The organism is Bradyrhizobium murdochi (assembly GCF_000472965.1).
Taxonomy (GTDB): domain Bacteria; phylum Pseudomonadota; class Alphaproteobacteria; order Rhizobiales; family Xanthobacteraceae; genus Bradyrhizobium; species Bradyrhizobium murdochi.
The window spans coordinates 32,022-57,488 of the sequence record NZ_AXAU01000028.1; the positions used below are offsets into that span (position 1 = coordinate 32,022).

The window sequence follows — 25,467 nt, forward strand, 5'->3', positions numbered from 1 at the left end:
CCTCGCAGTGGACGAAATAGAATCGAGAGCCCAGAAGGTCTGCGACCAGGGCGAGATCGGCTACGATAGCCCCTCTATCTGTTTCTTAGAAGTGAATGGACCTTGGCTGCGAGTTCTGGTGTCGGGCTTTTCGCCGCAAGTGAACAATTGTGTTCGATATGCCGCGCGCTAAACATCGATGTTATTACCACACCATCCGGATTGTTAGAGAACGCAAAATGCAACAAGAGATCCGCTACAATCTCCGTTGCACTGGGATCGTACTCCTGAAGCCAGAACTTGAGAGTTTCTGATGCTCGGGACGACAGCATAGATATTTCGTTCGAGTTCTCTGTCCCGAATACGCCATGCGTGACAAACTGAGGTCGCCTATCGCTTGGCAGCTCAGAACGCAATCTAGCGGCGACTCTATTATGCGGTGCATCCTGAAACTGCGCATAGTCGACGCGGAGGCGTCGGGATACTGACGCGATAATGCTGTCGGGCCGCCCGGCAATAGAAATTGCTCGGATAAGTCCGCGGTCCAGTAACCGCTCGAGCACATCAAAAATGCGCTTATCTGCTGCCTCCTCCGGCGTTGGCTCGTGAAGTGCCAAGACGTCGACATGATCGGTCCGCAATGATCGTAGGCTCTGCAGAAGGGACGCTTCGATCAGGTCTGGATGAATGGCTGTACGGCGGGGAAACTTACGAGCGTGCCTTACAACCGAACGTGCAGCCGGAATGCCCGACACGACAGTTCGCGCTAAAGGCCGTAAGAGGCGCTGTGACAAAGAAAGGCTAGGACGCGCAATGCCAACTTTGGTGCAAATAATAACTCTATCGCGCTGACCTTGCAGGCAACTGCCAAGTAGCTCCTCAGCCTGTCCATCCCCGTATGAAGGGGCAACGTCAAACCACCTCACGCCGTAATCGAGAGCCATTTCTACGGCTCGGCGACCGCCGCTTGGCGAAATCCGAGAGCCAAGGGACGCGCACCCGAAGCCTATTGCCGACACGTTGCGTCCCAGCGCTTTTGAATAGACCTGTCTCATGGAGCAAGACGATGTTTGCTGCTGCCCGCAACCCTTTCCCTGGCTATTTGACCTGCGAGATGAGCCGACAATCTGAAACCCAGAGCCACCATGGGAAATGTTGGATTAGCTTGGCCGGTTGAAGAAAACACCGAACTGGACGCAATGTACAAATTTTCAAGGTCGTGCGTGCGGCAATCAGTGTTCACAACACTTTGCTGAGGATCAAAGCCCATGCGCGTGCCTCCGATTTGATGAAAGCCATCCTTTGCCTGGCGAAGCACATGCTTAACGCGAGACTCCGCTCCGTGTTCACCGAATTCGAGATAGCCCAACCCTGACTGCCTCAAGGCTGCGTCAAGAATTGAATGAGCTCTGACGACGCTTTGTGCATCCGCTTCGCTAAAACGAAGTCGGACGCGCAAGTATGGCAAGCCAAATGCGTCAGACCTGGAGCTCAACATGACTCGCGAGTTCGGATTTGGCGATTGCTCGGCATGGTAGTGAAGAGCGTATCGCCCGCGCTCGTTGAACAATAGAAAGCCTGGTTTCCTCGGAGTGCTAAAGTATCTCTGATTCAGAATGCGTACAATACTCGCCCACGTTGCTACAGGCTGCAACAACACATTTCTAAGGTGTTGAAACCACCGATAAGGTGCTGGGCCTAGGTGACTGATCCGTACGCCTTCCGATGCAAGTAAGCGTCCTAAGATCGGAGTTGCCAACGCGAGCCACGCAAGTGATAGTACGCCGTCACGATGGTCGGCAGAATGGAATGGTGGGTTGTCTGCATAAAGCGCGATATTGAGAAGCTCCTCGCGTCGTTGGACCTCCGGAGGAAATGTAAAGCGCCTGCGCACGAAGACGCCTGAATCGAGGAAATAGTCGTGGGCGGCAAAATGGGCGGGGTCGCCCAGGACCAAGTTGGCTATCTTGCCGGAAATATGGCCTGAATAATACCGCCCCAACGGTCCGTCAGGTCCTCCAAAGAGCTTCGGGAACTTGCATTGCGTCCACAGCAGAAGACGTGTTGTTTCCAGACCGCCGCAAGCGAGAACGATGTATCTAGGCGAGATGGCGATCGATTTCTCCCGACTGCGAACGGTCAAGCGGCTGACGTGTCGAGCATCCTCCGAGACGTGAATTTCGGTTACGGTCGTTTCGGCAACTAATACAATGTCTTTCGAGGTGGCAAGCTGCTCGCGATGGCGCTTGCTTACATCCTTTTCAGGCGTCCATCGTTCTAGATCTTCAAATCGCACGCCTTCCAATCGCCCCCATGGCGGAATCGGCGCAATAAAGTCCGCGGGCGCGACACCAAAGAACTCAGCGGCATTATCATAGCAGATTGCCAATTCTGCGTAAGAAATAGGCCAGCTCGCTTCTACGAAAGCTCGTTTCGCAAAATCAATTTCGTCGAGGGGCGTGCACCTGCCTCCCCACCATTTCGAGGCTCCACCAAGAGCACGGCAGATAGCCAGATGCGGGGCCGCATGCGTCTCCAAGTCAATGTCATGTCCGGTGCTGAGGCCAGCAAAAAAAGCGTCGACCTTATCCTTTCCTGATTCCAGAAGGAGAACCGAGAGCCCACGCTCCTCGCAAGCAAGCGCAACCGCGATACCTGCCGGTCCACCGCCCACAACGCAGACGTCGCGGTTTGCAAGTGAAGCAAGCTCGGAGAAATATCCGAACATTAGCTCGCCTTTGTTGCGGGAGAAGCGTGCGCCCAGCCAACCGTAAGGGCGGCGATGACAAACAGGGGCGTCCACGCCGGAGCAATCACGACGGCTCCCATGGTTTGCCCCATAAGTGTCGCTCCGAGCAGCACAAAGCCAATTTCGCTCACGCCCAATTCCGCCAGCGCAAATGCCATGATGGCGACCACGATCGCGCCGCCGAGAATGCCAAATGAAATCCAAAACTGCCAAAACGAGTTTGTGAGTAGATGACTTGCCTTGCCCTCTCTGAAATTGAGGCCCATGCCCCGAACGCTGTCGACGTCCGCTGCGTCGATACCCGCGATCATGTTTTCGATGACGGGCGAGAACGCGTCTATTGCGTAAGGTGTCATTTCCGCGTCACCTCCCAATCCGAAACCAAAGAAAGGACTGGTGTCGGCCATGCTGGACGCAAGACGGTACGGTCCAATCTGACGAGAGTAGAAGCTGTCTCCCTTGACTATGTTCTCGATCAATCCTCCGAACTCGTCGGCGGCATGCATGAGCAGCGAGGTCGAGGCGATGACCACGATGAAGCAGGCAAACAGTGATGCCGATTTGATCAATCGCACGCCGGGATTAGGGCTTCTTCTCAATCGGTCAACGATCAACCCGATCACGCAGATGGTGACGGCATAGAATATGGTGGGCGAGCGAATTACAAAAACCGCAGATGCGGTCAGCAGTGAAGCGACAACAAGTCGTCTGATCCCAAACCTGTCCACATCGGCGAGAAGCCATCCGCACAGCGAAAGGCCCCAGAAAATGCCTACGAGCGAAGGTTCCGAAGCAAAGACACTTGGTCGCACGGCACCGTAAAGCGCCAAGTCTCGTGTCGTGTCGTCGTAATACTCCCGATGAATCACGGAGCGGACTGCGTCGACAAACGGTCTCAGCCCGAAATATACCTCCAATGTCGCGACTATCAGCATGAAGACGGCCACAGACAGGAACAGGCGGGAAATCGTTCGGGAGTGTAACGAAGATAATCCGAGAAAAAGTCCGTAGTTGGTGATGAGGGCCACGTATAGTTGGGCTAGCGAGAGCAGGCGACGTGACGGGTCGACCGCGTACGGGATCGACAAAGCGAAGAACGCCACGGTTGCCGTCAATAGAAGGAAGGCGGCGATGACCAACCCGGTCGAGAGCCGCCGCGACTCGAGACAGATCAGAGCGAGAGATGTTGCGAACGCCGCCACATAGGGGAACAGAAGACTTCCTGAGACCGAAAGATGGATGGACAGCAGGAGCGAGAGTAGCGCGACAACGCATAACACTACGCGGAGATGCGTTCCGCCGAGACGACCGATGGTTGTCGCGCGTGGTGGCGCTCGAGCGTGCATGTGCCTTTCCGGCATACACTAAGTTGCACCGGATCGCGGGACGGCCGAACTGGTGCACGGGCCACGCGCCGCAAACCGGAAGGATCTCAGCCGCGATCCGTTGCGATAACGGAGGCGGTCGGTATCGGTTCCTTGAGTCCGACCAGCGTCCAGGGCGGCTTGCGCGTGAATCCAAGGATCGAAAACAGGCGCTCGCGTTTTAGGGTCGGTTTAACGTCGGGTTCCACCAGCGTCCGCCGAGCCGGCTGGGGATGCTTCCAATGGAACTCTGGCGCCAGAACTCCGCGGCGGCGGGCATTGAATGGCGACGTGGCCAATCCACGGATCCAGCCGTATTGTCCGCAATGACCGTGCGCCCGGCCAGACTATTGGTCGCGATGAGGTCGGCGTCAAACCGTTGGCCACGCTACCTCACGCGCTTCTGTTTGCATCTTTAGGCGTTGACGGTGTTCCTGGATATACTACGCGACATCGACATTGTCCGTAGGGAGCGGATTCGTCTGGTCATCATACGCTTCCACAATGCCCAAGTCTTCGGAAGCTGCGGCCCGGGCATTGTGCTTGGATCGACGCCGATGCCCGCTTGACATCGGGCGATCCAAAATCCCCTCGCGCCGCCACGTTAAAGCGAGTCGAACCAGGGACCATGGAGATTGTCGTGAATTACGCAAATCCACTGTTGATCCAAATTCGATCACTCGCGCAGCAACTGCACATTCTTCGTCCAATAGCGAGAATCTACAGAAGACTTTTCAGCGAGGCCTATGAACAAAAGTTTCGCGATCTGCTTCTGACCAACATAAGGGAGGGCGATCTTGTCTGGGACGTAGGCGCGAACGTGGGCCTGTACACCAGGCTTTTTGCTGATCGCGTGGGTGGCAATGGGAAGGTCATTGCATTCGAACCGTCGCCTCGAGCCTTTGCTCAATTGCAGTCCTCGTTCGCAACTGAACCGAGTGTGATTTTGCAGGAAGTTGCCTTATCTGATTTCGATGGAGAGGCCGAATTCTTTGTAGCTGAGAGAGGCTCAACCGTCGCAGACAGCTTAGTTTTTCATTCTGGGAACAGCGCATCCATTCGAACATCGGTAAAACGTGGCGATTCAATGTGTTCCCTCAATGCACCGGCGATTATCAAAATTGATGTCGAAGGAGCTGAGCTCGAAGTGCTGAAGGGCATGACGGAAACGTTGCGGACCCCCGGATTACGCGGTGTCTTTGTAGAAGTTCATTTTCTCGCTCTTACGCAGCGCGGAATGCGAACTGCTCCGGTTGAAATTCAGAAGATTCTGCAGCACGCGGGTTTTGACGTGATCTGGACCGATGCTTCCCACGTTGCGGGTCTAAGAAAATCGACGCTCAACAATCAGCGCGATCTATAGCCTCATCGCCATCGCTATTGCCAGGCTCAACGACATCGATCCCCAGGCCGCTAGAACCATGACTTGGAGCCATTGGCGTCCGTGACGCTCTTAAGGGAAGTAACACTTCCCTATCTTGCGAGCGTCCTCATTTCTTTCTGGCTATCGCAATCATCGATTTCGCGAGCGCAGGGATACGCCCAACCCGAACGAATTCGATTGATTGGAGTCCGGTCTCCTCCAGGAGAGTTCTCAGCGTATGCACCGACCAGAACTTAGCATACCCATAGTCCATTAATGGGTTGACGTGATTGTCAAAGCCCCCAACAGCAGCGATGGCCAGATTCTTGAAATAGCCGTGATATGGCGTGCTGATCATAGCGTAGCCATCATCTGTAAGAAGCTCGCAAATGGTTCTGGAAAATGACCTGGGATCATGGAGAAGTGGGATGACTTCAAGGCTCATGACGTACGAGAATGCTCCAAACTGTCCCTTGAGGTCATCGTATGAAGACCCGATTGTTAGATTGAGATGCGGATAGTGCCGCTTGGCCATCGCGATGCCTTCGGTTGAAGGATCGACGCCGGCAACTCGGAATCCGAGTTTATGAATTTCGTTAGCCACTGATCCATTACCGCAGCCCAAGTCAAACAGCGATTTCTCCCGAACGCTTGAAGATGTGTTGTGCAAGATATTCAGAATGGCGGGCAACAAGTAGCGATGGGAATCGTTCAGGGAGCCGCCGCTATATTTGAACTCTGAAATGCCAACCACTGTACCCTCCTTCTTGTTGGGTAACTGGGGCTTATTCGACCTACGCAAGCGTGCCAGACGGCGCTCTTAGTGCAAAGTTCGCATCATGCTTCCGGCGGGAAACGAATTCTTAAAAAACGCCGATGCACTCCAAGCTCTGTCTCGTCAACTTGGATGAAGTCAAAGCTCATGGCTGGCAATTAAGAACAGCCTTTCTTGTCCGTCAACCGCTACGTCGGAAACCCACTACCTACGCCTGAGTGTTCCAGGATACCAATGCCGGCGGCGACCGCGAGATGATCTTGATGCGCTCGGCATGCCGCCACCGCATGGCGCCAGCGGCGCGCCCGTGACGAACATTCGCAAGACGGCGTCACCACGTCGACCGGCGCCGGTGATCCGCATTCGGGCCTAGCCGCAAACTCGATCTCGATCGCCCCGCTGCTGGCCCGCCCGACTGGACCAGGCGTCACCACCTGAATCTGGGGGACCATCCTTGCTGGTACGAAGCCCATTTTGTTACCCGGGCATCCTTCGGCTTGGGGTAGCCGTCGCCATCGGAACAGTAACGGGTGCGAAAAGCCTACCGCCGCGGCGGGGAGGTGGCGCGGCGGCCTGAGGACGATCTTAAGCTCCCATCCTCGGACAAGCACCGCCGCCTGTCTTCACAACTTCGAGCCGCCCGATCTGGGAACTGTACTTATTATCGTCCATAAATAATTCTCAGTACCGCGCTTCACTTGGCAAAGGGCCCGCCGCTGCATCGGAAACTCCCGCTCCACAGGACTTCGACGGTGCCCCCGTGTGGAGGAGCAGCTTGGAGAAGGCGCTCTCGAAAGCGAAAAGCTGTAGCGTTGACTATCCCCAACGAAAGCAGCTGCGACAGATGGCCCTGCGATCACCCAACACGGGTTACATCTACTCGCACGACCAGGCTGCCCCGCCCATCATCGGGTTCCCCTGCTGACCACATTCGGTGGAAGAGCGGCTGTTACGCCCAATCGACTGAAAGAGATATAAATTGTTATGTATAAAGGAACCTTTTGTCCCCCCGTGAGTCCAACAGGCCATTGATGGTACCGACCACCTCGACGGTCAATCCCGAAATTGGGGGTGTCACAGGTTAAGGACATAATCCGCTCTGCATCCGTAGAGGCAAGGGCGGCGTGCTGACGCAATTTAGTAAGCAGTTTGGTAAGAAGTATGCAAACTGGATTTGCGTTCTCAAGGTTCGCCGATCGCTTGGCAAGCATCGTCGAATTATCGCCCGGTGATCTTGAACTGCTTGCGAATATGCCGAGCAGCATTTGCAACTATGGCTGTTGTCACCATGTCCTTAAAAAGGGCGATCACCCGAACCATTGCTGTTTACTGCTGCAGGGTTATCTTTGCTGGCAGGATGTCGACAACCACCACGGACAGATCACTTCAATTCACGTGCCGGGCGACGTGCCAGACCTCTACACGGTCTACGATCCTCGTGTCGACTTCGATCTGGTCACACTCAGGCCAGCTGTGATCGCATCCGTGCCGCACAGGTTCTTTCGGGAGATTTCCGCGCTGTCGCCGTCGATGTCGCGCGCGTTATTGTTCTTGCTGCTCACCGACGCCGCCGCCTCGCGCGACTGCATCGTCAACCTGGGAAGCCGGGATGCGCTGGCGCGCGTCGCGCATCTGCTATGTGAGGTCACAGCGCGCTTGCGCGCAGTTGGCCTAGTCAGGGATTTTCGGATTCCTTCACCCTTCATGCAATCGGGCCTCGCCGCCGCCTGCGGCATTTCCGCAGTTCATGCCAACCGGGTCATCCGGGAGTTGCGCCGCGCCAATATTCTTCGGTGGCAATCAAAGACGATTACGATAACCAACTGGAATGAGCTGGTTCGTCTCGCCGGATTTGCCCCCGACTATCTGCGGCTACGCGGACAGGACTCTACTATCAACCCGCTCATCCGCGGACACAACGCCACCTTGACGCACCGAGTTGGCGGCCGATGATTGTGTGAGCACTTCGGTCATGCCCTCACCCTAAGAGCCGATCGCGCGCGTTCTCGATCACGGCTTGGCTCGCAATCAAGCAGCCCTTAAGATCGACCTACCTGATGCCAGCCTTGCTCTTAACAAGCGCTTCCCTTGTCGGGAACTCAGAACAACGGCATGGATCCGCCGGTCCACGTGCAAGCTTTTTTCTTCTGCAAGCCGGAGCCAGCTCTCCCTATTGGGACCACCCTTGCCTGCTCGCGTTTCACGACATCCTCGTCGTTGCCAAGCATGCTGCCGACACTCACATTTGTCGCGAACTCGCCAGACCCAACATTTGCAGTTGGAGAGGGCGTAACATCTGCGAAGGGCGGCCCCCGGCTGATGGAAATCAACGATAGGAAATTGAGTACAAGCGTCCTCTTGCCGGCGCGCCATTGCGAACAGCTAGAACCGACGAAGGTGTGTGTTCCAAGCCTACGTTTCGCCAAGCGGCGTCCTAAGCGTTCTCGCAGGGCGCAAGTCGCTTGTTGATCCTGTCCCAAAGCGCGAATGGATCGAAGCGGACGTCGTGTGGACATCGCTGTTAGAAGGCGCGAAAAGGAGGTTCTCCACATTCTCATCGAGTGCCAGAGTGAGCTACAGGATCCGATGGCGACGAGGCTCGGTGTCGCTTGCAACGGAATACCATTGCAATTCCGAGCGAGAGATCGCGGTGGCGCATCTGTATCACCGGCTGTCCCGGCCCCTACCCGAGCCGGTCGCTGGTCCGACCTCCACCGTCGAGGCAACTGAGCGTCTCCGAGCCTCAGCCCGTGAACAGCTCATGGCAGGCCCCTGAAGCAGTTTGGGCGAGTAGCTCGCCGCCTTGTCGATCACCATCCCTGTAACCGTTGCAGGACGAGGAGACGAAGCGCGGCTCTATTTTACTGCGGTGATCAACAGGTATAAGCCATGCCGCTTCAACAATCTGCGGATCAGCCAGCGAGGCCATAACTTCTTTGCGATGCTGAGCAGCGGACCGCGGTGTCGTCGGCCGACCTCACTCTGGAGCAGGTCGCCGTAGTTCACTTGTATGGCGATGCGAACGTCGGAAAATTGCTCAAACAGTTGGCGTGCTTCATCGACGGTGTAGGCTTTGGTGCCCGGACTTTCCAGGAAATTCGCGTAGATGTATTCGAGTCCCAACCACGGTCGCCATCGCATAAGGCCGTATCGCATCCAGAGCATATAGCCGGTCAGCGACCATTTGTGATAGATCATGATTTTTGCGGTTCCACCGGGCCGCAGCACGCGGTGGGCCTCTCGAACCGCCTGCCGGGTATCTGTGGTGTGATGCATTACCCCCCATGAATAGACAATGTCGACGCAGCCGGAAGATAGCGGCAGACATTCACAGTCGGCCAATATTAGATCGGACTTTAAATTGAACAAATCGAACCGCTCGCGCGTGTAGGCAATGGAACGCCGGCTCAGGTCGGTGCCGAGCAGACGTCTCGGGCGCGCTCGCGCCCATTGCTGATGGTCGCATCCCATGCCGATGCCGATCTCGAGCACGACCCGATCCGCTGCGGCGGCGAAGTCGGCGAAAGCGGGTATGAAAGGTTCAAACTGATAACGCGACTTTTCCTCAGTAAGGAAGCGCAACTTCGCCTCCGATCCGACAGCCCAGAATTCGCCAGCGGAGCCTTGGTCCCAGAAGCTGCGAACGTCGCTCTTGAGCATTTCGGGTCCGCTCCTGGGGCTCTTGAGGAAGCGTCGTTACTTCAACCAAGCCGCCCGGACCGCGGCCATCGATTTCAATGATTGGAAAAGGAAATCGGCTAACACAGGCCCCTCATCCGGATCGCAGTATTGGTTGAAGGTGCCCCGGAGAGCAAAGCCAAATTCTCCCAGCCGACGCAGTATTTCGTGAGCGAGGGCCTGATGCGCATACAACTCGACGTAGCAGCATTCGACGTACAGATAATCAGCGAGGGGCAGCACCTCACGACAGCCATTTATGACCTGCAGCTCATAGCCCTGGACGTCAATTTTGAGCAAGCAGGGCGGACGTATGCGATCGAGAGGTAGAAAGTCGTTGAGTCGGCCGACACGAACCGTTTCCTCTCCTGTTTCTCGCGAGCCGAATATCTGTGACTGCTTGTGCGCTTTCAGGATCGACGACGAGGCATGATGATCGTTGGCAAGGAACATTTTGGTGTCGCCCAGAGCCTCGTCGATGCCTACCTGGAAAAGATGCACATTAGCGTCATTTGCAAATAGCGCGCGGAACTGTTCAGCAGGACGCTGAAGCGGCTCGAATGCATAAATGGTCGCCGCGGGGTAGAGACATCGGGCAAGAAGCGAAAATTGGCCTCTGTTGGCGCCGATGTCGAGCACCGTCCTTACGTTCAATCCCTGCAGCGCCAACTTGTGCTCTATTGTCGGAGCTACCCCGTGTCGCAGTCCGCTCCAGTAACTCGGGTTTGATAGCGCTTCCAGCAACTTGCCCATCTTCTTCAGCATGAATCCCCCCGCTGTTGCCGTGCGAACAGCGCGCCGACAGGAAGACCGCGGGGCATGCGAGACACCTTCATGCGTGAAATTGACCGACGAACTCGCGCGCGACCGGCCGCTCGGCGGTCACCGAGCTGATATTCCCCAGCCAATTCGCTCCGGGTCATCAGGACCGAAAAAACCGCCGCAACTGGTGCTCGTTTCGTCAGGAGAGAGGCCAATGCATGTTCCTCCAAGGAACGCGGCGCAGTGGGAACACGCTAGACGCCAACGAGTTCCAGGCAGCGCGCACAAAACGCAAGCGCGCGAACTTGCTACCGCGCGGTCGCTGTCATTCGGCCGGCCCAGACCGTTCAGGCCTGGGGCCAAAGCCTGGCGTTGTGCCGTTCGCGGCCTCACTATCCAAACTCACCGAATTTCCGCAGCGGGTCCTCGAATGCCGCCGCTCCCGGGACGGCCGCAGACCGATTTTTCGACGCGTAGCGGGCTTTGGCCGACCACGATGCTAGCTGGATAATCTCCGCAGATTTCGGAAGTCAGCCAGTCTGGCTGACGCGATTTTGCCGACCGAAATAGTGCAAGAAAAGCGGAACGTGCAGTATTGCGCCAACCCCGTAGACCAAAACATACATTCCAAGAAACAGCGGGAAAGACAATTCCCATAGATAACTTACAAGAGCAACCGTGCCCAGTGCGGTCACCACGGTCACGTACAACTTTGCCATCGGTTCGAATAAACCCGAATTGATGAGTATTATCTCGAGCGTAAGCTGGAAGAGCTCCAAGAAGAGCATTGCCACCATCATCAACACGATCGCCTGGCTAATCTCCACTTTCCCGTTGAGGAGCACTGGAAAGATCCAATCCGATCCGGCTAATAAGCAAATTGCTCCAACCAGGAAGATGACGAACTGAAAGGCCAAGACCATCCCAACCGACGACATCAAATCTCGCGTTCTGCCCTCGTGCACTGCCCGTGTCTGCATTGGCAGGAAAGCATCTGCGGCCACTCGGTATGCAGTCGCGCCAAAGCGTCCGACCTTGTAAAACGTATCAAATACTACCAGAGCATCCCTGGGAAACGACATGGCAGGAATTATGAAATATGGGAAGACATAGATGGTGAATGCACTCACGTTGAAAGCAGCGACGGCCTTCACGCTGGCCAGCCGATCACGATATAGACGAACGACGGCTGCGGCGATCGAGCCTTTGCCGGCGCCGAATTCGTCCAATAAGCGGCGACCGTAAAATGCCGCGATCATAAAGCAAGCCCCCCAAACAACGTTTACCGCGATCAGATATTCTCGGACCTCAAGCCGCGCCAAAAGCGCTATCAAGAATGCGGTCACCACCAAGTGGCGCGTCAACTCGAGGACTTCGAAAGGGACATAAAGGTCGACGGCATTCGCCGTGGTCCTCACTATGTTCCACGGCAACAGCAGCAGCCAAAACAGCAAGTACAGGATGAGATTCAGCGGCCTACCATGGTTATCAATGACGTTCGCTATAATCAATGCACCGACGACGAAAAGCACGAGCAGAACTACCGCGCCAAATGTAAATAGCGCCGCCAACGCCTCTTCCAAAGCTGTCCCCAGATGTTCGCCATCCAAATACGCCTTCCGCATACTAACGTAGATAAGATTTGAACAGCCTAGATCGGCTAGAGTCGAATAAGCGCCTATAGCAGAAATCAAAATGTACGCGGCAAACACATCTGGTGAGAAGGTCCGCAGGAAGACGTACGTGGTGAGAATTCCAAACGCGAGTTGGAAAACGGTGTTGGATGCCTTTAATGTGAGATACGTATAAATGTTCATCTTTACATTCCGGCTCGCGTTTGCCGACGATGCGCACAATCGAAAAATAACCGCAACGTCCATGCACATCCGCGGCATGATACTGCTCGCCGACCGCTAGTCGTGGTGAGCAGATTCCTGTCCGCCGTTGCAACCAGTCATGCCTTGAATGGGCGACCGACCATTCGCATGAATGGAACTATATTGGCGGCTAAAGGTTCATTATAGTCAAAAAATGCTCCTGACCATGCAGTGTCGCCTGGAGCGTAGTCGTGTGGATAATCACTTGCATCTACTGCCGTCTAGAATTCACCACCATTGGGCACTCCCCGATCATCGGTGAGCGCCGGATGCTTCGTTCATACGCTGGCATAATCGGCCTACCCAAAGAATGCTGGTCGAATCCTTTGAGCGTTCGCGCCGTTCGGAGGCACCGCGCCGAGCGTTCACGCTTGCGGAGGTTACCATTGGCGTGATTTTCGAGCTTGACCAGATATCGGCCACGGAGCTGCCCGCCTGTGACATCGTTGTTGTCGGAGGCGGCCCGATCGGAATTGTTGTAGCCGTTCAGCTTGCGCGATCCGGGCACGAGGTGGTTGTGCTCGAAGCCGGCGGAAGAACGGTCGATGCGGTCGCACAAAAACTGAACGTCGGAATCAATGACGGGCATCCTCACAATGGACTCTCGCACGCCCGCATTCGCGTACTCGGCGGAAACAGTATCGTCTGGGGCGGAACGCTACTGCCTTACACTTCGATCGATTTCGCGCACCGAGAATGGGTCGAGAACAGCGGATGGCCGCTGAAGCTCCAAGACATAGCGCCCTATTATGACCGTGCGGCCGACTTCCTCGGGGTCAAGCCTGGTATCGACTGCGACGGAGATGTCTGGAAACAGGCCCGCGCTGCCGCGCCGGTGTTTGATGACGCGATCGAAGTTGTGCTCACGCGATCCCTGCGCGAGAGAAATCTGGCGCGACTATTTCGGAACGAGCTTACGAGCCGTTCGAATCTGAAGCTGTTGCTTCATGCGATCGTCACCGATCTCGTATTTGACAAGGCGACAAATTGCGTAAAGACGGTCGTGATCAAATCGATCACTGGGCGGCAAGCTCGAGTGTCGGCCAAGCAATTCGTGATCGCTTGCGGGACTATCGAGGCCACCCGGCTCTTGCTGAGTTCCGCGCAGAATGATCGAGAAGCTCCCTGGGGCCACAACAGCTGGCTCGGATGTTGTTTCCAGGATCATCTGGAAATCAGTGCAGCCCGGCTAGTTCGCAAGAGAGCCGAGAGCTTCGACAACCTCTTTGACTCCATCCTGCTTGCCGGCCACAAGTACCAGCCCAAACTGCGCTTGGCAGAGCGTGTGCAAAAGGCCGAAAAGCTGCTCAACATCGGCGGTGTTTTGCAGTTTGACTCTTCGTTGCAGCACCACATCGATAACGTAAAGCTATTCGTCTCGTCAGTGTTACGCGGAGCCGTCCCGCCAAACCTGAGAACGATCCCACGTCATAGCCTGGCGTTGGTCAAGATCTGGGGTCCGCTGATCCGCCGCTATTTTCGAGAGCACAGGATTTTCAATCATTCTGATAGGGGCATTCGACTGCTGATAAATTGCGAGCAGGTGCCCCTCCGCGAAAGTGCGATCAGGTTGGATAGTGAGCGACGTGATTGCCTGGGGATGCCCGGGGTGCGCCTCGATTGGAGGATTGATGGGCGGGAGATCCATACGATAGCCCGGTTCTGCGAGATTGTTCGGGATGCCTTGACGAGGATAGGGATCGCGGACATGCAGCTTCATCCGAAGATCGCTGCGCGCGACATTTCAATACTGGACGAATGCGTCGATAGTTATCACCAATGCGGGGGGCTGCGGATGGCGCCGACCTTCGATGGCGGGGTAGTAGACCCCGATCTTCGGGTTCACGGTACCGCCAACCTTCATGTAGCGGGCGCGGCCACCTTCCCCACGTCAGGATATGCAAATTGCACCTATACCGCCCTAGCGCTTGCACTTCGCTTGTGTGACCGGCTGACGAGTTACCGAAATGCATAAGGTCAAGATACCCGCTTCGGCTGCTGAAGTTTGCCGGATAGGATTGGGCGGCGGAGGATTGATCGGCGGCGCAAGCCTACGGGAGAGCATCGCCGTGTTCGAAGCAGCTTACGAAGCGGGAATTAGATACGTCGATGTCGCGCCGCTTTACGGGCTTGCCGAAAATGTCGTTGGCGATCTTGTTCACTCGCATCGTGACGACTTCATCCTGGCCACGAAGGTCGGAATTGCCCGGCCCAAGCTCCCCGGTCTGTTTTCATTGGTGCGCAAAACCTTGCGCCCCGTCGCGCTGCGGCTCCCGGCGGTCAAGCAGTTCGCCTTACGCCAGGCACAGGCTCTTGCAACGACCGGGCTGTTCCATCCCAACCAAGTCCGCTCCTCCCTCGAGGACAGCCTGCGAAGGCTGAAGACCGAATGGGTCGACGTCCTGCTGTTACACGAGCCTACGACCGGCGATATGACGCCTGAACTGCTCGGAGAGTTAGATCGATTTGTATCCTCGGGAACGGTTCGTCTGTTAGGTACCGGGACGCAGGAACCTGCCGAACACTCGATTCGCTACGGGGATGTCTGGCAGCATCGCTACGCGCCAGGTGATGCCCTCCCTGCCAATAACTTGGAATTGCGTGTGGTTCATGGCGTGCTGCGTTATGGTCTCCCGCTGTTGCAAACTGCGATTGCCACCAGATCCGCAACGGCAAGTGCTCTGTCCAGCCGTTATGGATACGACTTCTTTGATTCCGAGGCCCACCCGGCCATCTTGGCAACGTTGGCACTGGCCGCGGATCCGCGTTCGGTACTTCTCGTTTCATCCCGTCACGCGGCGCGGATAGGGCGTTGCGTCGCTCAGATCAATTGGTCGATTGCGTGCGGCGACACTCCAGACTATGTCGACAACGTCGTTGCATTCCTGAGCAGCGAAAGTGCCGCAGGGGGCTAGCGCATGCTGAATGCTGGTGTACAGCCGGTTGCTTCGACCGACTGCCGATGAGCGTTAAGGTGCGGACGCGGTACGTCGCGCGAGACGACGCGGTCCCGCTTTTGGAAACACTCCGACTGTTGTGCGGAGCCGAAATGCCTTGAAAGATCACGCGGTCGCTGCGAGACCACGGGAAGCCATCGCCAACATCTCAGATTCAAGTTCGGAAAACAGCTTCTCCCATGTCCAATAGCGCTGGATATACTCGCGTGCGCTCTTTCCTAGAGCCGCCCGCATCTCAGGATTGCGCAGAAGCGCGACGACAGCATCCGCAAATGCCTCGGCACCGGCGGCTTCGAGGAGGTGCGTTCCGGAAATTGCATGAATCCCCTCATTGGCCACCGGCGTTGTTACGACCGCCTTGCCGCAGGCCATGTACTCGATTAACTTGTTCTGCATGCCGGCCCCAATCTGCATAGGATTGATGCAGACTGTCGCGCGCGCAATGTCTTCTGCAGGATCAGGAACTTCGCCGGTCACTGTAATTGCGCGGTCGTGAGCAGCAAGGCGGACGATCTCGCGCGCCGGCCGCCGACCGACAATGAGGAGGTGCGTGCCCGGGATCTCCGCTCTTATGCGGGGCCAGCAGTTTTCGGCAAACCAGGTGATAGCGTGAATGTTGGTGTTGGTCCCCATTACGCCGGAGAAGACCAGCGTGGCTGGATCGGCGTCGATGTCTGGACGAGGCCGGAATCGGCTCGTATCAACACCGTGCGGAGAGAGAATGTAATTGCTTATCTCTGGCACCGACCTTTCGCGACAGGCCAAGCGGATTTCTTCCGCATCTCTCTCGCTAATGAGGACCGTCCTGAAGAAGTCGCGCCATATATTGGCCTCGTAGCGACGTACCAGGCCCTGCTCCACCGCATATATGATCTTGTCTCGCAGCCTGCCGGAGTCCTTCGCAAGCCGCCGCGTATTCAGTGACTGCGACAGCTGCATGCCAAGTATCGTGGGAGGGCGGCCTAGATCGGGTTCCGCATCAACGGGGCAGACCGCGCGGAGCGCTTCGGCGCTGCGGATGTAATAGGCGTAGGCGACATCGTATTCCCTGAGGGAGATGGCTTGCTGGACGGCACGGATATGAGCGCGATTGGTAAACCATCCGACCTGCATCGGTTTGCCGACTGCGACAGCCCGGATTAGCCCGAGAATGCAGCGCGCCATGGGCTGTCGGAACACAAGAAGTTGCCGACAGCGCTGATCCAGCCATGCCCTTTGCTCAGGCGTCGGCTTCTCGCCCGTGTCCAGCGTGAATAGGTCTAAGGAGTGACCGCGCGCGGCCAAGTACGAAATCAGGTGCGCGACGGTCAATTGATCTGCACGGGTCATCGGCAACGGCAACCGGCTGCACACAAGAGCAATTCTCAGCCGATGGGCCGCTGGCAGGACATTCATGGATGAGGGCAACGTTGTGTTGGGTGCCATGGTCTCCACCATTTGAACTCCACGGCGGAGGCTATATTGCAGCCAACGTCCGCAGCATTTACAAACCTCGCCGACCCCAGCCGCCCAATGAATTGCCTACAAGCGATAGAGATTAAGAACCTGCTTGCCGGTCGGAAGTTTGATGCCAGGCATCGCCTTTCCGAGTACGATGAGGTCCGCCTTTGCCGCCGCGCGCCCGAAATCGGTGACGAGAAGTCCCGGCAGTCGCGCCAAATTCGCGCGTACAAACGCCAGGTTGGCGCCGATGAGTTGCTCCGGCTTGAGGTCCGGTTCGAACAGAGACAGATCGTATCCTTCCTCGAGCAGAGTCGCGGCCAGTTCAACCAGCGGACTTTCGCGCAGGTCGTCCGTATCGGGCTTGAACGTAAGCCCCAACTGCAGGATGCGTGACCCCTTCGGCACGCGCGCTAGAACCAAGCGCGCTACAAACGACTTGTGAGCCGTATTGCTGGCGATCACACTCTGCAGGAGCGGCACGTTCACTCCGTGCTTTCGCCCAAATGCGCCGAGAGCACGAACGTCCTTGGGAAGACAGGATCCGCCAAACGCATTGCCCGGTCGCAAGTAGTAAGAGGAGACGTTGAGTTTGGTGTCCGACAAGAAGATGCGTGTTACGTCTTGCGGGTTAACGGCGGCAGCGAGCGCCAATCTCGCAATTTCATTGGCAAAGGAGACTTTGAGTGCGTGGAAATAGTTGTCCACGTACTTGACCATCTCCGCCACGGCAAACGGCACTTTGAATACGGGCGCATCGATCCCATCGTAGATGCCATACAGCTCCTGTGCTGCGCCAGGAAATCGCTCGCCGACGACAATTTTCGGAGGGTTGAAATAGTCTGCAATAGCGGTCGATTCGCGCATAAACTCCGGATTGTAGACCGGCTCATAAAGATGACCGGGTGGCTCTCCTGCCGCTTCGCTCAACTTGGGCACGACTACCGCGTCCATGGTGCCAGGCAGCATTGTTGATCGGAAAAGGCACAGCAGCGGCCGGCATTGGGATGATCGATGCCGGACGGCCATACCAATCTCCTCCGAAACCGAAGAGACGTAAGACAGTTCGAGCGAGCCGTCCCCGCAGCTCGGAGTTCCGACGCACGCGACCACGACGTCCGCGTCCGCGAGCGCACTGCCAAGCGTCGTTGCAGCGGTTAGTCGACTTTCAGCTCTAGCCCTCGCAAAGATTTCGTGTATCCCGGCTTCCTTCACGGGAGAACGACCCGCGTTAGCGATCTCTACTTTTTGGGAGTTTACGTCAACGCCGACCACTGTGGCGCCCTTGCGTAACATGCAAGCTGCAACTGTCACGCCTACGTATCCTAGCCCGCAGACGACGATTTTCATGGCGAATGCCCTCGGCAGTGTGCAAGCAAGGTCCTTGCTATGGCGCAAGCTTCAATAAGCCTTGCCGGTGCTCGTTCGCCCCAGGTCCACAAAGTCGCCGCGACCGACCCATCGCAGTCCGGTGATGGATGTATGAATACGCTGTGCGCAGATTGCGCCTCACCGAATTTCGGCCACCACTTGGCGCTCTCGATATGCGGTGCTTTTCCTAAGAGGACGCCGAGGCTTACCTGCACTCCGCCAGCTGCAAATGCGCTGGACGGCAACGCTGACCACGTCCCCGGCACCAGGAATCGAACGCCTGCACGTGCGGATTCAACACCGCGCCAGACGTCGACGATGAGCAAAGCGCACCCGGGCCACAGTCCAACCCAGCGCGCCACATCAACCCCTGCCGGACGAAAGCCATTTTGATATCCGGCCGCCCACAATGGTGCCACACCCCCGAGCGTCGGATCCTCTAGAGGATGTGCCGACCCTCGACGTCCGACACGGAATGACCCCCAAAACTCGATCGGCTCGGTGTCGATGACGTGCGGTCCGTTATGACGGGAACAGGATCGGCAATCGTCCCGCGCAGAGCCCTGTGAGTATGTTGGCACACCGAGGTCCACAAGGAACCGCTTGCCGGCGATCGAAAGTTCAACGCTGAGAAAATCTGCATGAGCGTGCCCCGGATTGGAATCAGGACCACAGGGGCCGCAATCGAAAATGACGGCGTCGTTCTGACCGGACAGTCGAATGTATCCGGTTTCCGGTAACGCGAGCCGCCCGTCCGCCGGCGGCGGTGCAAGTTCGATCGCCGATGGAGCCTCGCCGATCCATGAATCGTTGAACAGGCCTATGTCGCCGTCCGGATGGCACATGACGCCAAGGGCCGACTGCATCGCTGAAATGGCTGCTTCCAGCCAAGGGGGATCAACCGGCGTGCTGGCCGCCTTCAACGTTCGGAGGTCGACCAGGCACAGTGCGTGATACATCGGCGATCTTTCGGCGTGGCCGCCATCGCTCAGCACGACCTGATCAAGGGTCTGTCGTATCGCGCGCTCCAAGAATTCCAAGCGAGGCGTGTTCTGCCCGAGGGCCGCGCGATACATCGACAGCGCTACGTAGTTCTTCAATAGATGATTGAACTGGAGGTCGCGCTCCAGATTGCACAGGACGAATGCAGCGCAGAACTTTGCGTGTTCGAGCAAAGCCTCGAGGTCATCGGAATGGCGCCCGCCCGCAGCACGCAAGAGTGCGTGTCCGGCAAGCAGGTTTATCAGGCGGTGACTTGCAGAATACGGATGCCAAACGTCTCGGAATACACCCGGCACATCCCACTGGTTCTGGGCCACGAGGCTATCGATTGTCCGACGTATCATGGCTACGTCGCTCGCAGCGCCTCGGGCGAGGAGCGGCACCGTCCAACCCAGATACGACAACGTCATCCGCCAAAGACGATTGTTGCCCTCGCCCATTTCGATGCGCCACGCGATGCGATCGATCCCGCCAAAATCCATCGTCCTGCCGAGAAAGCGGAATCTCCCTTCTGCGATCTCCGCGAGGTGCGCGCCGTAAAGGCAATTCTGCATGTGAAGAACATGCTTTGCCGCGTGAAGCAGCGGATCGCGAAATTCTGGATCAGGAAGCTCTCGGGCTGTTTTTTTAACCCATCTATGGAATAGCGTGGGAAACTTCCCGGCCATTGCCCACTGCCCGCGCGACCATACGCGATAATACAATTGCTCTGCACTCAGGTGTCGCACCGTTCTGATGATGCGACCGGGCTTCATAGGAACACGACCGATCCGGTTCGAAGCGATTCGACAACAGCAATCGTTGCCAGGCTCGTTTCCACAATCTCTGGTTCCGGAACAGGCGGGCCGGTGTTTTCCACGACCGCTGCGACGAAAGCGTCGAGCTCACCCTGATGACCTTTGTCCTGCTTCAATCTGCTCCACTGGCGTCGGACGCTGCCGTTGGCGACGATCTCTAGCATCCGAAAATTGTCGATGCTGGCCACTGTGCCGCCAGCGTAGCATTCAATCCTTTCCTTGCTGTAGGCTGGATCGCCGAGTGCCGTATACACAAGGGTACAAAGACTGCCATCGCTGAACCGAATGGCGACGGTGACGTCCTCGCATAGCCCGCGAACAAGGCGCGCCGCATCAGCTCGGACGGCCACAATCGGCGCGCCGATCACGAAGCGGGCCAAGTCGACGAAATGACAGAGCTCACCGAGGATGCGACCGCTTCCCTCGTCAGGTTCTCGCTGCCAGCTGTCAGGTGCGAGTTGCCCCGCATTGATGCGCATGAGAATGTTTTTTGGTCCAGACAACGGCGCCAAGTGCCGATGCAAGGAAGCGATCATCGGCGCGAATCGTCTGTTGAATCCGACTTGAAAAAATGCGGAAGACGTATTGCGAGCTTCTATGACTGAATTCATTTCGTCCCGCGTCAGGCCCAACGGCTTTTCGACGAGGACGGCTTTGCCCGCGGAGAGTGCACGAGCGGTGAGAGCCGCGTGAGTGCTGTGCGGCGTGGTGATGACAACTGCATTGATCTCGGGATCGTCGAAAACTGCGGATTCGTCGGTCCCACAACGGCGAAAACCAAATTTGCGCTGGGTGTCTTCAGCCGAAACGCCGCGCTGCGTCACGACTGTTTGCAACACCACCTGGGGGTGGCGGGCCAGTGTGGGCAGCAATTTTGATCGCGCGAAAGACCCCGCGCCGATCACCCCCAAGGAACACCGGCGGCGGCCCGGATCCGGATTCGGACCAGACCGCATTTCGATAGTCGAGATCGGCTCGACTTTTGCTCCCTCGTCGAGCGGATATTCTATTACGACCCCCAGATGTGGTTCCGTCCCTTCCGAAACCAGTTCATAGGCTTTTTCCGCATCCTGTATCGAGAACCGATGTGTCGTGAGCGCTGTCGGAGTGAGCCGGAGCGTGCGGCTCGGACTCATCAGACGAACGCACTCAGCCAAATTGTCTGCCTCGGTCCAGCGTATCCAGCCGACAGGGTACTTAACGTTGCGTTTTTCGAAGTCGTTGTCGTATCTTCCGGGCCCATAGGAACGCGAGACGACGACCGAAAGCTCTTTCTTCATAAAATCGCGATATGGAAACGCCGTCCCGGTAATGCCGACTAGGCTAATCTTCGCGCGGTCGCGCGCAATGTCCGCCGCCGTGTCAAACGGCTCGCTTGAATCCGTAGCAGCTGCGATCACAACGCCATCACAACCGACGCCGTTGGTCTGAGATCCGATGAACGCAGAGGGACTACCGTCAGCAAGATTCCAGGTGAATTCGGCACCGATGGACCGGGCCAGAGCAAGCCTTTGGGCGCTGTAATCCAGGCAGATTACGCGGCACCCGTGGATCGCAAGGAGCTGAGTGGCCAATTGGCCGACCAGACCCACACCGATGACCCCAACTACGTCACCCAGCTTCGGTTCTAACAGGCGGATGCCGTTGAGCGCTATGGATGCGAGGGTACCGAAGCACGCCTCGACGTGGGATACGTCCCCCGGGACAGAGGCTGTCAGGTTGCCTGGAGCAACATTATACTCAGCGTGATTGGCGATTCCGGCTCCCGCAATGGCGACCCGATCGCCAACCTGAAATCTGCCTTCGAGCCCAGGGCCCACTTCCAGAACAACGCCCGAAGCGGAATAACCGAGCGGCAATGGCTGGTCGAGACGCGCTCGCACAGCATCCAGAGTGGCCAAGAGGCCATCGCGATGGATCTTGGCTACTACTTGCTTGACCAGATCAGGCCGACTCTTTGCTTTCCCGATCAGGCTCTTTTTTGCAAATTCGACGACCATTCGCTCTGTGCCAGCAGAAATCAGGCTGGCCGCAGTGCGAACCAGGAGATGCCCCGGTTTGACGCGCGGTACAGGTACGTCCCGAACCGACAGGGCGCCAGTGCTTGCACTTTGGACGATCTGTTTCATCCTCGCGCTCTCCAGCAAGGGCCGTTACGCCGACGTCCGGGCGCCCAGTCGTGCGACTAAGCAGCAATTCTTGCATCTGTGCTCGCGAGCGACGGTTGGCAGCTCAGCTGACGGCACCAAATCTCAATGCACACGAGCGTGAAGAGGATGAACGCCACGTCGCTCCGATTCTGGTCGAACGCATTGCGCAACCGAGCGACTGCTGCGGGATCAAAGAGGCCTCGCGCTGTAACGACGCGCGGCGATGTCATTTCCACAATCAGGCCGCGTGCAGGACCTGCCATCCAGGCCCTGAGAGGGACGCCAAAGCCTTGCTTCGCGCGATGCAGAACAGCCCGATTCAATCGGCCCGCCATAGCCTTCCGCAGAATCCGCTTCGTTTGCCAGAGTGTGATCTTTTGTGAGATCGGAACCTGCATCGCAAACGCCACCAGCCGGAGGTCAAGGAGAGGCACGCGGAGTTCGACCCCCTCCTGCATGCCCATCTTGTCCGTGTAATTGAGATTGAGGTCCGGCACGAATCCATGAAGGTCCAGTTGCAGCAGTCGTTCCACCGGGTGCAATTCGCGCGTGTCGCCCAGCAACCGGCCAAACGGGGCGCCATGACTCTCGAGCGATTGGCCTGGGGCCATCGCCACGAGCGAGGTCCGCTCGCCCGCCGGCCAGTTCGAGAAGCTCATGGCTTCCGTCAGCATCTCGTCCTCGCTCAAGGCCAACAGCTGACCAAGGCGGCCGAGCCGACGCCCAAGAACGGAACGGCTGGGGAACCCCCTGATTAGGCGCGAGGTCAATCCACGTGCGTAAGGGATCTGATCCAGCGCCGCCCAAATGAACGCCGCGACGTGCCTACCGTACCCCGTGAACAGATCATCCCCTCCGGTGCCCGTCAGCAAGACCTTGATGCCATGTCGCTTTGCTTCTGCAGCGATCATCCGGGTCTGCAGGGCGGCAAAATCGCCAGTCGGCTCGTCCAATTCCCAGAGCATTCGGGGAAGCTGATCGATAAGCTCCGCCGTAGTCGGCACTTCGACCAGCGGGACCTCCAGCCTTCTTGCCATCTCGCGTGCATGGACAATATCGTCCCCGAAATTATCGGCGTGAGTACGGTCCTTCGGCACGCTTGCACAGAATGTGACGATCCGAGCGGGATCAGTCGCTCTGCACATCGACGCCACAACGGCGCTGGAATCAACGCCTCCGGATAAGCAAGCGCCGACCGGCACGTCGGCAACCATTTGATCCGCAACGACCCGATCGAACAAATTCAGAAACGCCGTTCGTTCAACTCGCTCGCAGCGGGGGGGCGGGTGAGGAATCTTGTAGTATCGCTCGATCGTCAGCCCGCCGTTGGCGTCGACCCAGGCGCAATGTCCGGGCCGTAGCTTCCGAACAGACTTTAGCATGGTGGAAGCAGACGATGACCAGACGAATGCGAGGTGGTTCGCCACGCATCCCGTGTCGATATCGCGGGATACATCCGGGCACACCGTCAACGCCTTGAGTTCTGATGCAAACAGAAACCCGTGAGGTAGCGCGGCGTAGTACAAGGGTTTGACGCCGAGATGGTCACGAGCAATGAAGAGGTGCCGCGACGCGCGATCCCAGATCGCAAAAGCGAAGATGCCACTTAGGCGACCGAGGCAGGACTGGCCCTCACATTCAAATAGACGAAGAAGCACCTCCGTATCGCTCTTGGTGCGAAATACGACACCGGCGCTTTCGAGTTCACGGCGCAATTCCTTGAAATTGTAGATCTCGCCGTTGAATGAGATGACGTAACGTCCATCAGCTGTATGCATTGGCTGGTTGGCGGCAGCACTCAAATCGATTATTGACAGGCGCGCGTGGCCAACCGCGAAATTCGACTCCGAATCCCGCCAGGCGGCGCGACCGTCTGGGCCACGATGACTAAGTCGATCGAGCATCGCATCGAGCAGCCGGTCACTCCAGGGACCGCGGAAGCCTGCAATACCGCACATGTGAGGGGATTCTCCCACCGGGGCGCGGGGAACGCGCAATCCGCGCTGGCGTTCCCCTCTGGGTGGAGGCGCGTTGCATCGGATAAACATAGGTTTAAATCAGGTCCGAACGAAATTGTGCCATGCCCCGCGGAACCTGCGGCTGTCAGCAGCGTTTAGCGCCGTGTTCCGAACCAGGAGAAGCACGTGGCCGACACTGGCGCTCGCGAAGGTACGACGGTGCCTGCAAAGGATGCGAGTTGGTCCTCCGGCTTGTCGCTCACGGCGATCATCCTGACTTACGATGAAGAACTGCACATAGAACGCTGCATTCGCAGTCTCAAATCCGTCGCGTCGCGCATCTATGTCGTCGATTCCTTTTCGACAGATGCGACAGTCGAGATCGCCCGGCGCGAGGGCGCCGAGGTGGTGCAACGAAAATTCAAAAATCAAGCCGATCAATTTCAATGGGCGCTCGACAACCTGCCGACCGATACCGATTGGGTCATGCGTATTGACGCAGATGAGTACATTTCGACGGAGCTCGCCACATCGATGACGACACTCATTCCGCGCGCACCCGCCTCCGTCTCCGGCTTTTACGTTGACCGCCTTGTCGTATTTCTCGGGCGCCCAATTCGCCACGGGGGCTTCTACCCGATGAGAGTCCTGAAAATCTGGCGGACAGGATTGGGCAGAGTAGAACAGCGTTGGATCGACGAGTACTGCGTCGTCAAGCATGGACTGGTTGACTACTGCCCAGGCGACTTGATTGACGAGAACTTACGGGACCTGACTTGGTGGACGGACAAACACAACAAGTATTCGAGCCGCAGGATGATTGACCTGCTCGACTATGAATTGCAGCTGGGACTGTCGCAGCATGCATTGAGCGGCAATGTGTCCCGACGACAAGTTGTCTACCACAGGATCAAAGCCAATATATACCCCGCTCTCCCGCCCTACTTTCGAGCTTTGGCGTACTACCTGTATCGGTACGTGTTTCGACTGGGGTTTCTCGACGGGCAGCAGGGTCTCGTTTTCTGTTTCCTGCAGGCTCTGTGGAACCTCTTTCTCGTGGACGCCAAGCTCTATGAGGCCCGTCGGATGATCGCAGCGGAGGGACTGGAGTCGTTCATCAAACATTTGCGGGACGCGCAGGGGCTCGACGTCGGCCCTTCTCGTTTGGAAAGCGAACCCCGCCGGAGCACGTAAGACCTGTTCTGTTGCCGTGCCTTTGGGCCATCTGGGAACGGAGGGGTTCGG

At 57.2% G+C, this 25,467-nt stretch carries 17 protein-coding genes; 5 read left to right on the forward strand and 12 right to left on the reverse strand.

Annotated features, from left to right (window positions below):
- Positions 1–74: 74 nt before the first annotated feature.
- Genes YUO_RS49110 through YUO_RS0133330 form a run of 3 tightly spaced genes read right to left on the reverse strand, consistent with a single transcriptional unit; the run spans position 75 to position 4,074 of the window.
- Positions 75–1,034: an aldo/keto reductase gene (locus tag YUO_RS49110; RefSeq protein WP_083754813.1), complete on the reverse strand. Its 960-nt coding sequence runs from the start codon at positions 1,032–1,034 to the stop codon at positions 75–77.
- Positions 1,031–2,707 (reverse strand): GMC oxidoreductase, encoded by a 1,677-nt coding sequence (locus tag YUO_RS45400; protein WP_083754814.1) that lies wholly within the window; start codon positions 2,705–2,707, stop codon positions 1,031–1,033. The genes YUO_RS49110 and YUO_RS45400 overlap by 4 nt, the downstream gene beginning before the upstream one ends.
- Positions 2,707–4,074: a hypothetical protein gene (locus tag YUO_RS0133330; protein WP_156908876.1), complete on the reverse strand. Its 1,368-nt coding sequence runs from the start codon at positions 4,072–4,074 to the stop codon at positions 2,707–2,709. Before YUO_RS0133330 ends, YUO_RS45400 begins: the two co-directional genes overlap by 1 nt.
- 658 nt (positions 4,075–4,732) lie before the next feature.
- On the opposite strand from YUO_RS0133330, the gene YUO_RS44085 reads away from it, so the two are divergent.
- Positions 4,733–5,455: an FkbM family methyltransferase gene (locus YUO_RS44085; RefSeq protein ID WP_198028137.1), complete on the forward strand. Its 723-nt coding sequence runs from the start codon at positions 4,733–4,735 to the stop codon at positions 5,453–5,455.
- Positions 5,456–5,582: 127 nt separating this feature from the next.
- On the opposite strand, the gene YUO_RS0133345 is transcribed toward YUO_RS44085, so the two are convergent.
- Positions 5,583–6,209 (reverse strand): class I SAM-dependent methyltransferase, encoded by a 627-nt coding sequence (locus YUO_RS0133345; protein ID WP_028351127.1) that lies wholly within the window; start codon positions 6,207–6,209, stop codon positions 5,583–5,585.
- A gap of 1,182 nt (positions 6,210–7,391) precedes the next feature.
- Here YUO_RS0133345 and YUO_RS42500 point away from each other — a divergent pair.
- Complete coding sequence (locus tag YUO_RS42500; protein ID WP_051379766.1) at positions 7,392–8,183, forward strand: Crp/Fnr family transcriptional regulator; 792 nt, start codon at positions 7,392–7,394, stop codon at positions 8,181–8,183.
- A 903-nt stretch (positions 8,184–9,086) separates the two neighbouring features.
- On the opposite strand, the gene YUO_RS0133360 is transcribed toward YUO_RS42500, so the two are convergent.
- From YUO_RS0133360 to YUO_RS0133370, 3 genes are all read right to left on the reverse strand, one after another.
- Complete coding sequence (locus tag YUO_RS0133360; RefSeq protein ID WP_028351128.1) at positions 9,087–9,890, reverse strand: class I SAM-dependent methyltransferase; 804 nt, start codon at positions 9,888–9,890, stop codon at positions 9,087–9,089.
- 36 nt (positions 9,891–9,926) lie between these two features.
- The gene (locus YUO_RS42505; protein ID WP_051379767.1) at positions 9,927–10,673 is read right to left on the reverse strand and encodes an FkbM family methyltransferase; all 747 of its coding nucleotides are present in this window, start codon (positions 10,671–10,673) and stop codon (positions 9,927–9,929) included.
- Between the two features lie 527 nt (positions 10,674–11,200).
- Positions 11,201–12,487 carry a hypothetical protein gene (locus YUO_RS0133370; RefSeq protein ID WP_028351129.1) on the reverse strand — a complete coding sequence of 429 codons (1,287 nt, stop codon included), beginning with the start codon at positions 12,485–12,487 and terminating at the stop codon, positions 11,201–11,203.
- 370 nt (positions 12,488–12,857) lie between these two features.
- Between YUO_RS0133370 and YUO_RS0133380 the strand changes: the two genes are divergently transcribed.
- Together YUO_RS0133380 and YUO_RS0133385 are read left to right on the forward strand one after the other, a co-directional pair.
- A complete protein-coding gene (locus tag YUO_RS0133380) occupies positions 12,858–14,522 on the forward strand; it encodes a GMC oxidoreductase (protein ID WP_028351130.1) in 1,665 nt (554 codons plus the stop codon).
- Positions 14,515–15,462: an aldo/keto reductase gene (locus tag YUO_RS0133385; RefSeq protein ID WP_083754815.1), complete on the forward strand. Its 948-nt coding sequence runs from the start codon at positions 14,515–14,517 to the stop codon at positions 15,460–15,462. The genes YUO_RS0133380 and YUO_RS0133385 overlap by 8 nt, the downstream gene beginning before the upstream one ends.
- A 147-nt stretch (positions 15,463–15,609) precedes the next feature.
- Here YUO_RS0133385 and YUO_RS42510 read toward each other — a convergent pair whose 3' ends face one another.
- The 5 genes from YUO_RS42510 to asnB form a co-directional block, all read right to left on the reverse strand.
- Positions 15,610–16,941, reverse strand: a complete 1,332-nt coding sequence (locus YUO_RS42510; RefSeq protein WP_083754816.1) for a glycosyltransferase family 4 protein — start codon at positions 16,939–16,941, stop codon at positions 15,610–15,612.
- An 84-nt stretch (positions 16,942–17,025) separates the two neighbouring features.
- Positions 17,026–18,294 carry a nucleotide sugar dehydrogenase gene (locus YUO_RS0133395; protein WP_028351132.1) on the reverse strand — a complete coding sequence of 423 codons (1,269 nt, stop codon included), beginning with the start codon at positions 18,292–18,294 and terminating at the stop codon, positions 17,026–17,028.
- Positions 18,291–19,985 carry a heparinase II/III family protein gene (locus tag YUO_RS0133400; RefSeq protein ID WP_198028138.1) on the reverse strand — a complete coding sequence of 565 codons (1,695 nt, stop codon included), beginning with the start codon at positions 19,983–19,985 and terminating at the stop codon, positions 18,291–18,293. Before YUO_RS0133400 ends, YUO_RS0133395 begins: the two co-directional genes overlap by 4 nt.
- An 83-nt stretch (positions 19,986–20,068) precedes the next feature.
- A complete protein-coding gene (locus YUO_RS0133405; RefSeq protein ID WP_028351134.1) occupies positions 20,069–22,243 on the reverse strand; it encodes a Gfo/Idh/MocA family oxidoreductase in 2,175 nt (724 codons plus the stop codon).
- A 56-nt stretch (positions 22,244–22,299) separates the two neighbouring features.
- A complete protein-coding gene (asnB, locus tag YUO_RS0133410; RefSeq protein ID WP_028351135.1) occupies positions 22,300–24,222 on the reverse strand; it encodes an asparagine synthase (glutamine-hydrolyzing) in 1,923 nt (640 codons plus the stop codon).
- Positions 24,223–24,408: 186 nt separating this feature from the next.
- Between asnB and YUO_RS42515 the strand changes: the two genes are divergently transcribed.
- Positions 24,409–25,416: a glycosyltransferase family 2 protein gene (locus tag YUO_RS42515; protein ID WP_051379771.1), complete on the forward strand. Its 1,008-nt coding sequence runs from the start codon at positions 24,409–24,411 to the stop codon at positions 25,414–25,416.
- The last annotated feature ends 51 nt before the right edge of the window (positions 25,417–25,467 follow it).

Excerpts from the sequence above, each read along its gene's own strand:
- YUO_RS0133330 (WP_156908876.1), bottom strand. The coding sequence starts at position 4,074 with ATGCACGCTCGAGCGCCACCACGCGCGACAACCATCGGTCGTCTCGGC.
- YUO_RS45400 (WP_083754814.1), bottom strand. The coding sequence starts at position 2,707 with ATGTTCGGATATTTCTCCGAGCTTGCTTCACTTGCAAACCGCGACGTC.
- asnB (WP_028351135.1), bottom strand. The coding sequence starts at position 24,222 with ATGTGCGGTATTGCAGGCTTCCGCGGTCCCTGGAGTGACCGGCTGCTC.
- YUO_RS0133385 (WP_083754815.1), top strand. The coding sequence starts at position 14,515 with ATGCATAAGGTCAAGATACCCGCTTCGGCTGCTGAAGTTTGCCGGATA.
- YUO_RS42510 (WP_083754816.1), bottom strand. The coding sequence starts at position 16,941 with ATGGTGGAGACCATGGCACCCAACACAACGTTGCCCTCATCCATGAAT.
- YUO_RS0133405 (WP_028351134.1), bottom strand. The coding sequence starts at position 22,243 with ATGAAACAGATCGTCCAAAGTGCAAGCACTGGCGCCCTGTCGGTTCGG.
- YUO_RS0133400 (WP_198028138.1), bottom strand. The coding sequence starts at position 19,985 with ATGGCCGGGAAGTTTCCCACGCTATTCCATAGATGGGTTAAAAAAACA.
- YUO_RS0133360 (WP_028351128.1), bottom strand. The coding sequence starts at position 9,890 with ATGCTCAAGAGCGACGTTCGCAGCTTCTGGGACCAAGGCTCCGCTGGC.
- YUO_RS0133370 (WP_028351129.1), bottom strand. The coding sequence starts at position 12,487 with ATGAACATTTATACGTATCTCACATTAAAGGCATCCAACACCGTTTTC.
- YUO_RS42500 (WP_051379766.1), top strand. The coding sequence starts at position 7,392 with ATGCAAACTGGATTTGCGTTCTCAAGGTTCGCCGATCGCTTGGCAAGC.
- YUO_RS49110 (WP_083754813.1), bottom strand. The coding sequence starts at position 1,034 with ATGAGACAGGTCTATTCAAAAGCGCTGGGACGCAACGTGTCGGCAATA.
- YUO_RS42505 (WP_051379767.1), bottom strand. The coding sequence starts at position 10,673 with ATGCTGAAGAAGATGGGCAAGTTGCTGGAAGCGCTATCAAACCCGAGT.
- YUO_RS0133380 (WP_028351130.1), top strand. The coding sequence starts at position 12,858 with ATGCTGGTCGAATCCTTTGAGCGTTCGCGCCGTTCGGAGGCACCGCGC.
- YUO_RS0133395 (WP_028351132.1), bottom strand. The coding sequence starts at position 18,294 with ATGAAAATCGTCGTCTGCGGGCTAGGATACGTAGGCGTGACAGTTGCA.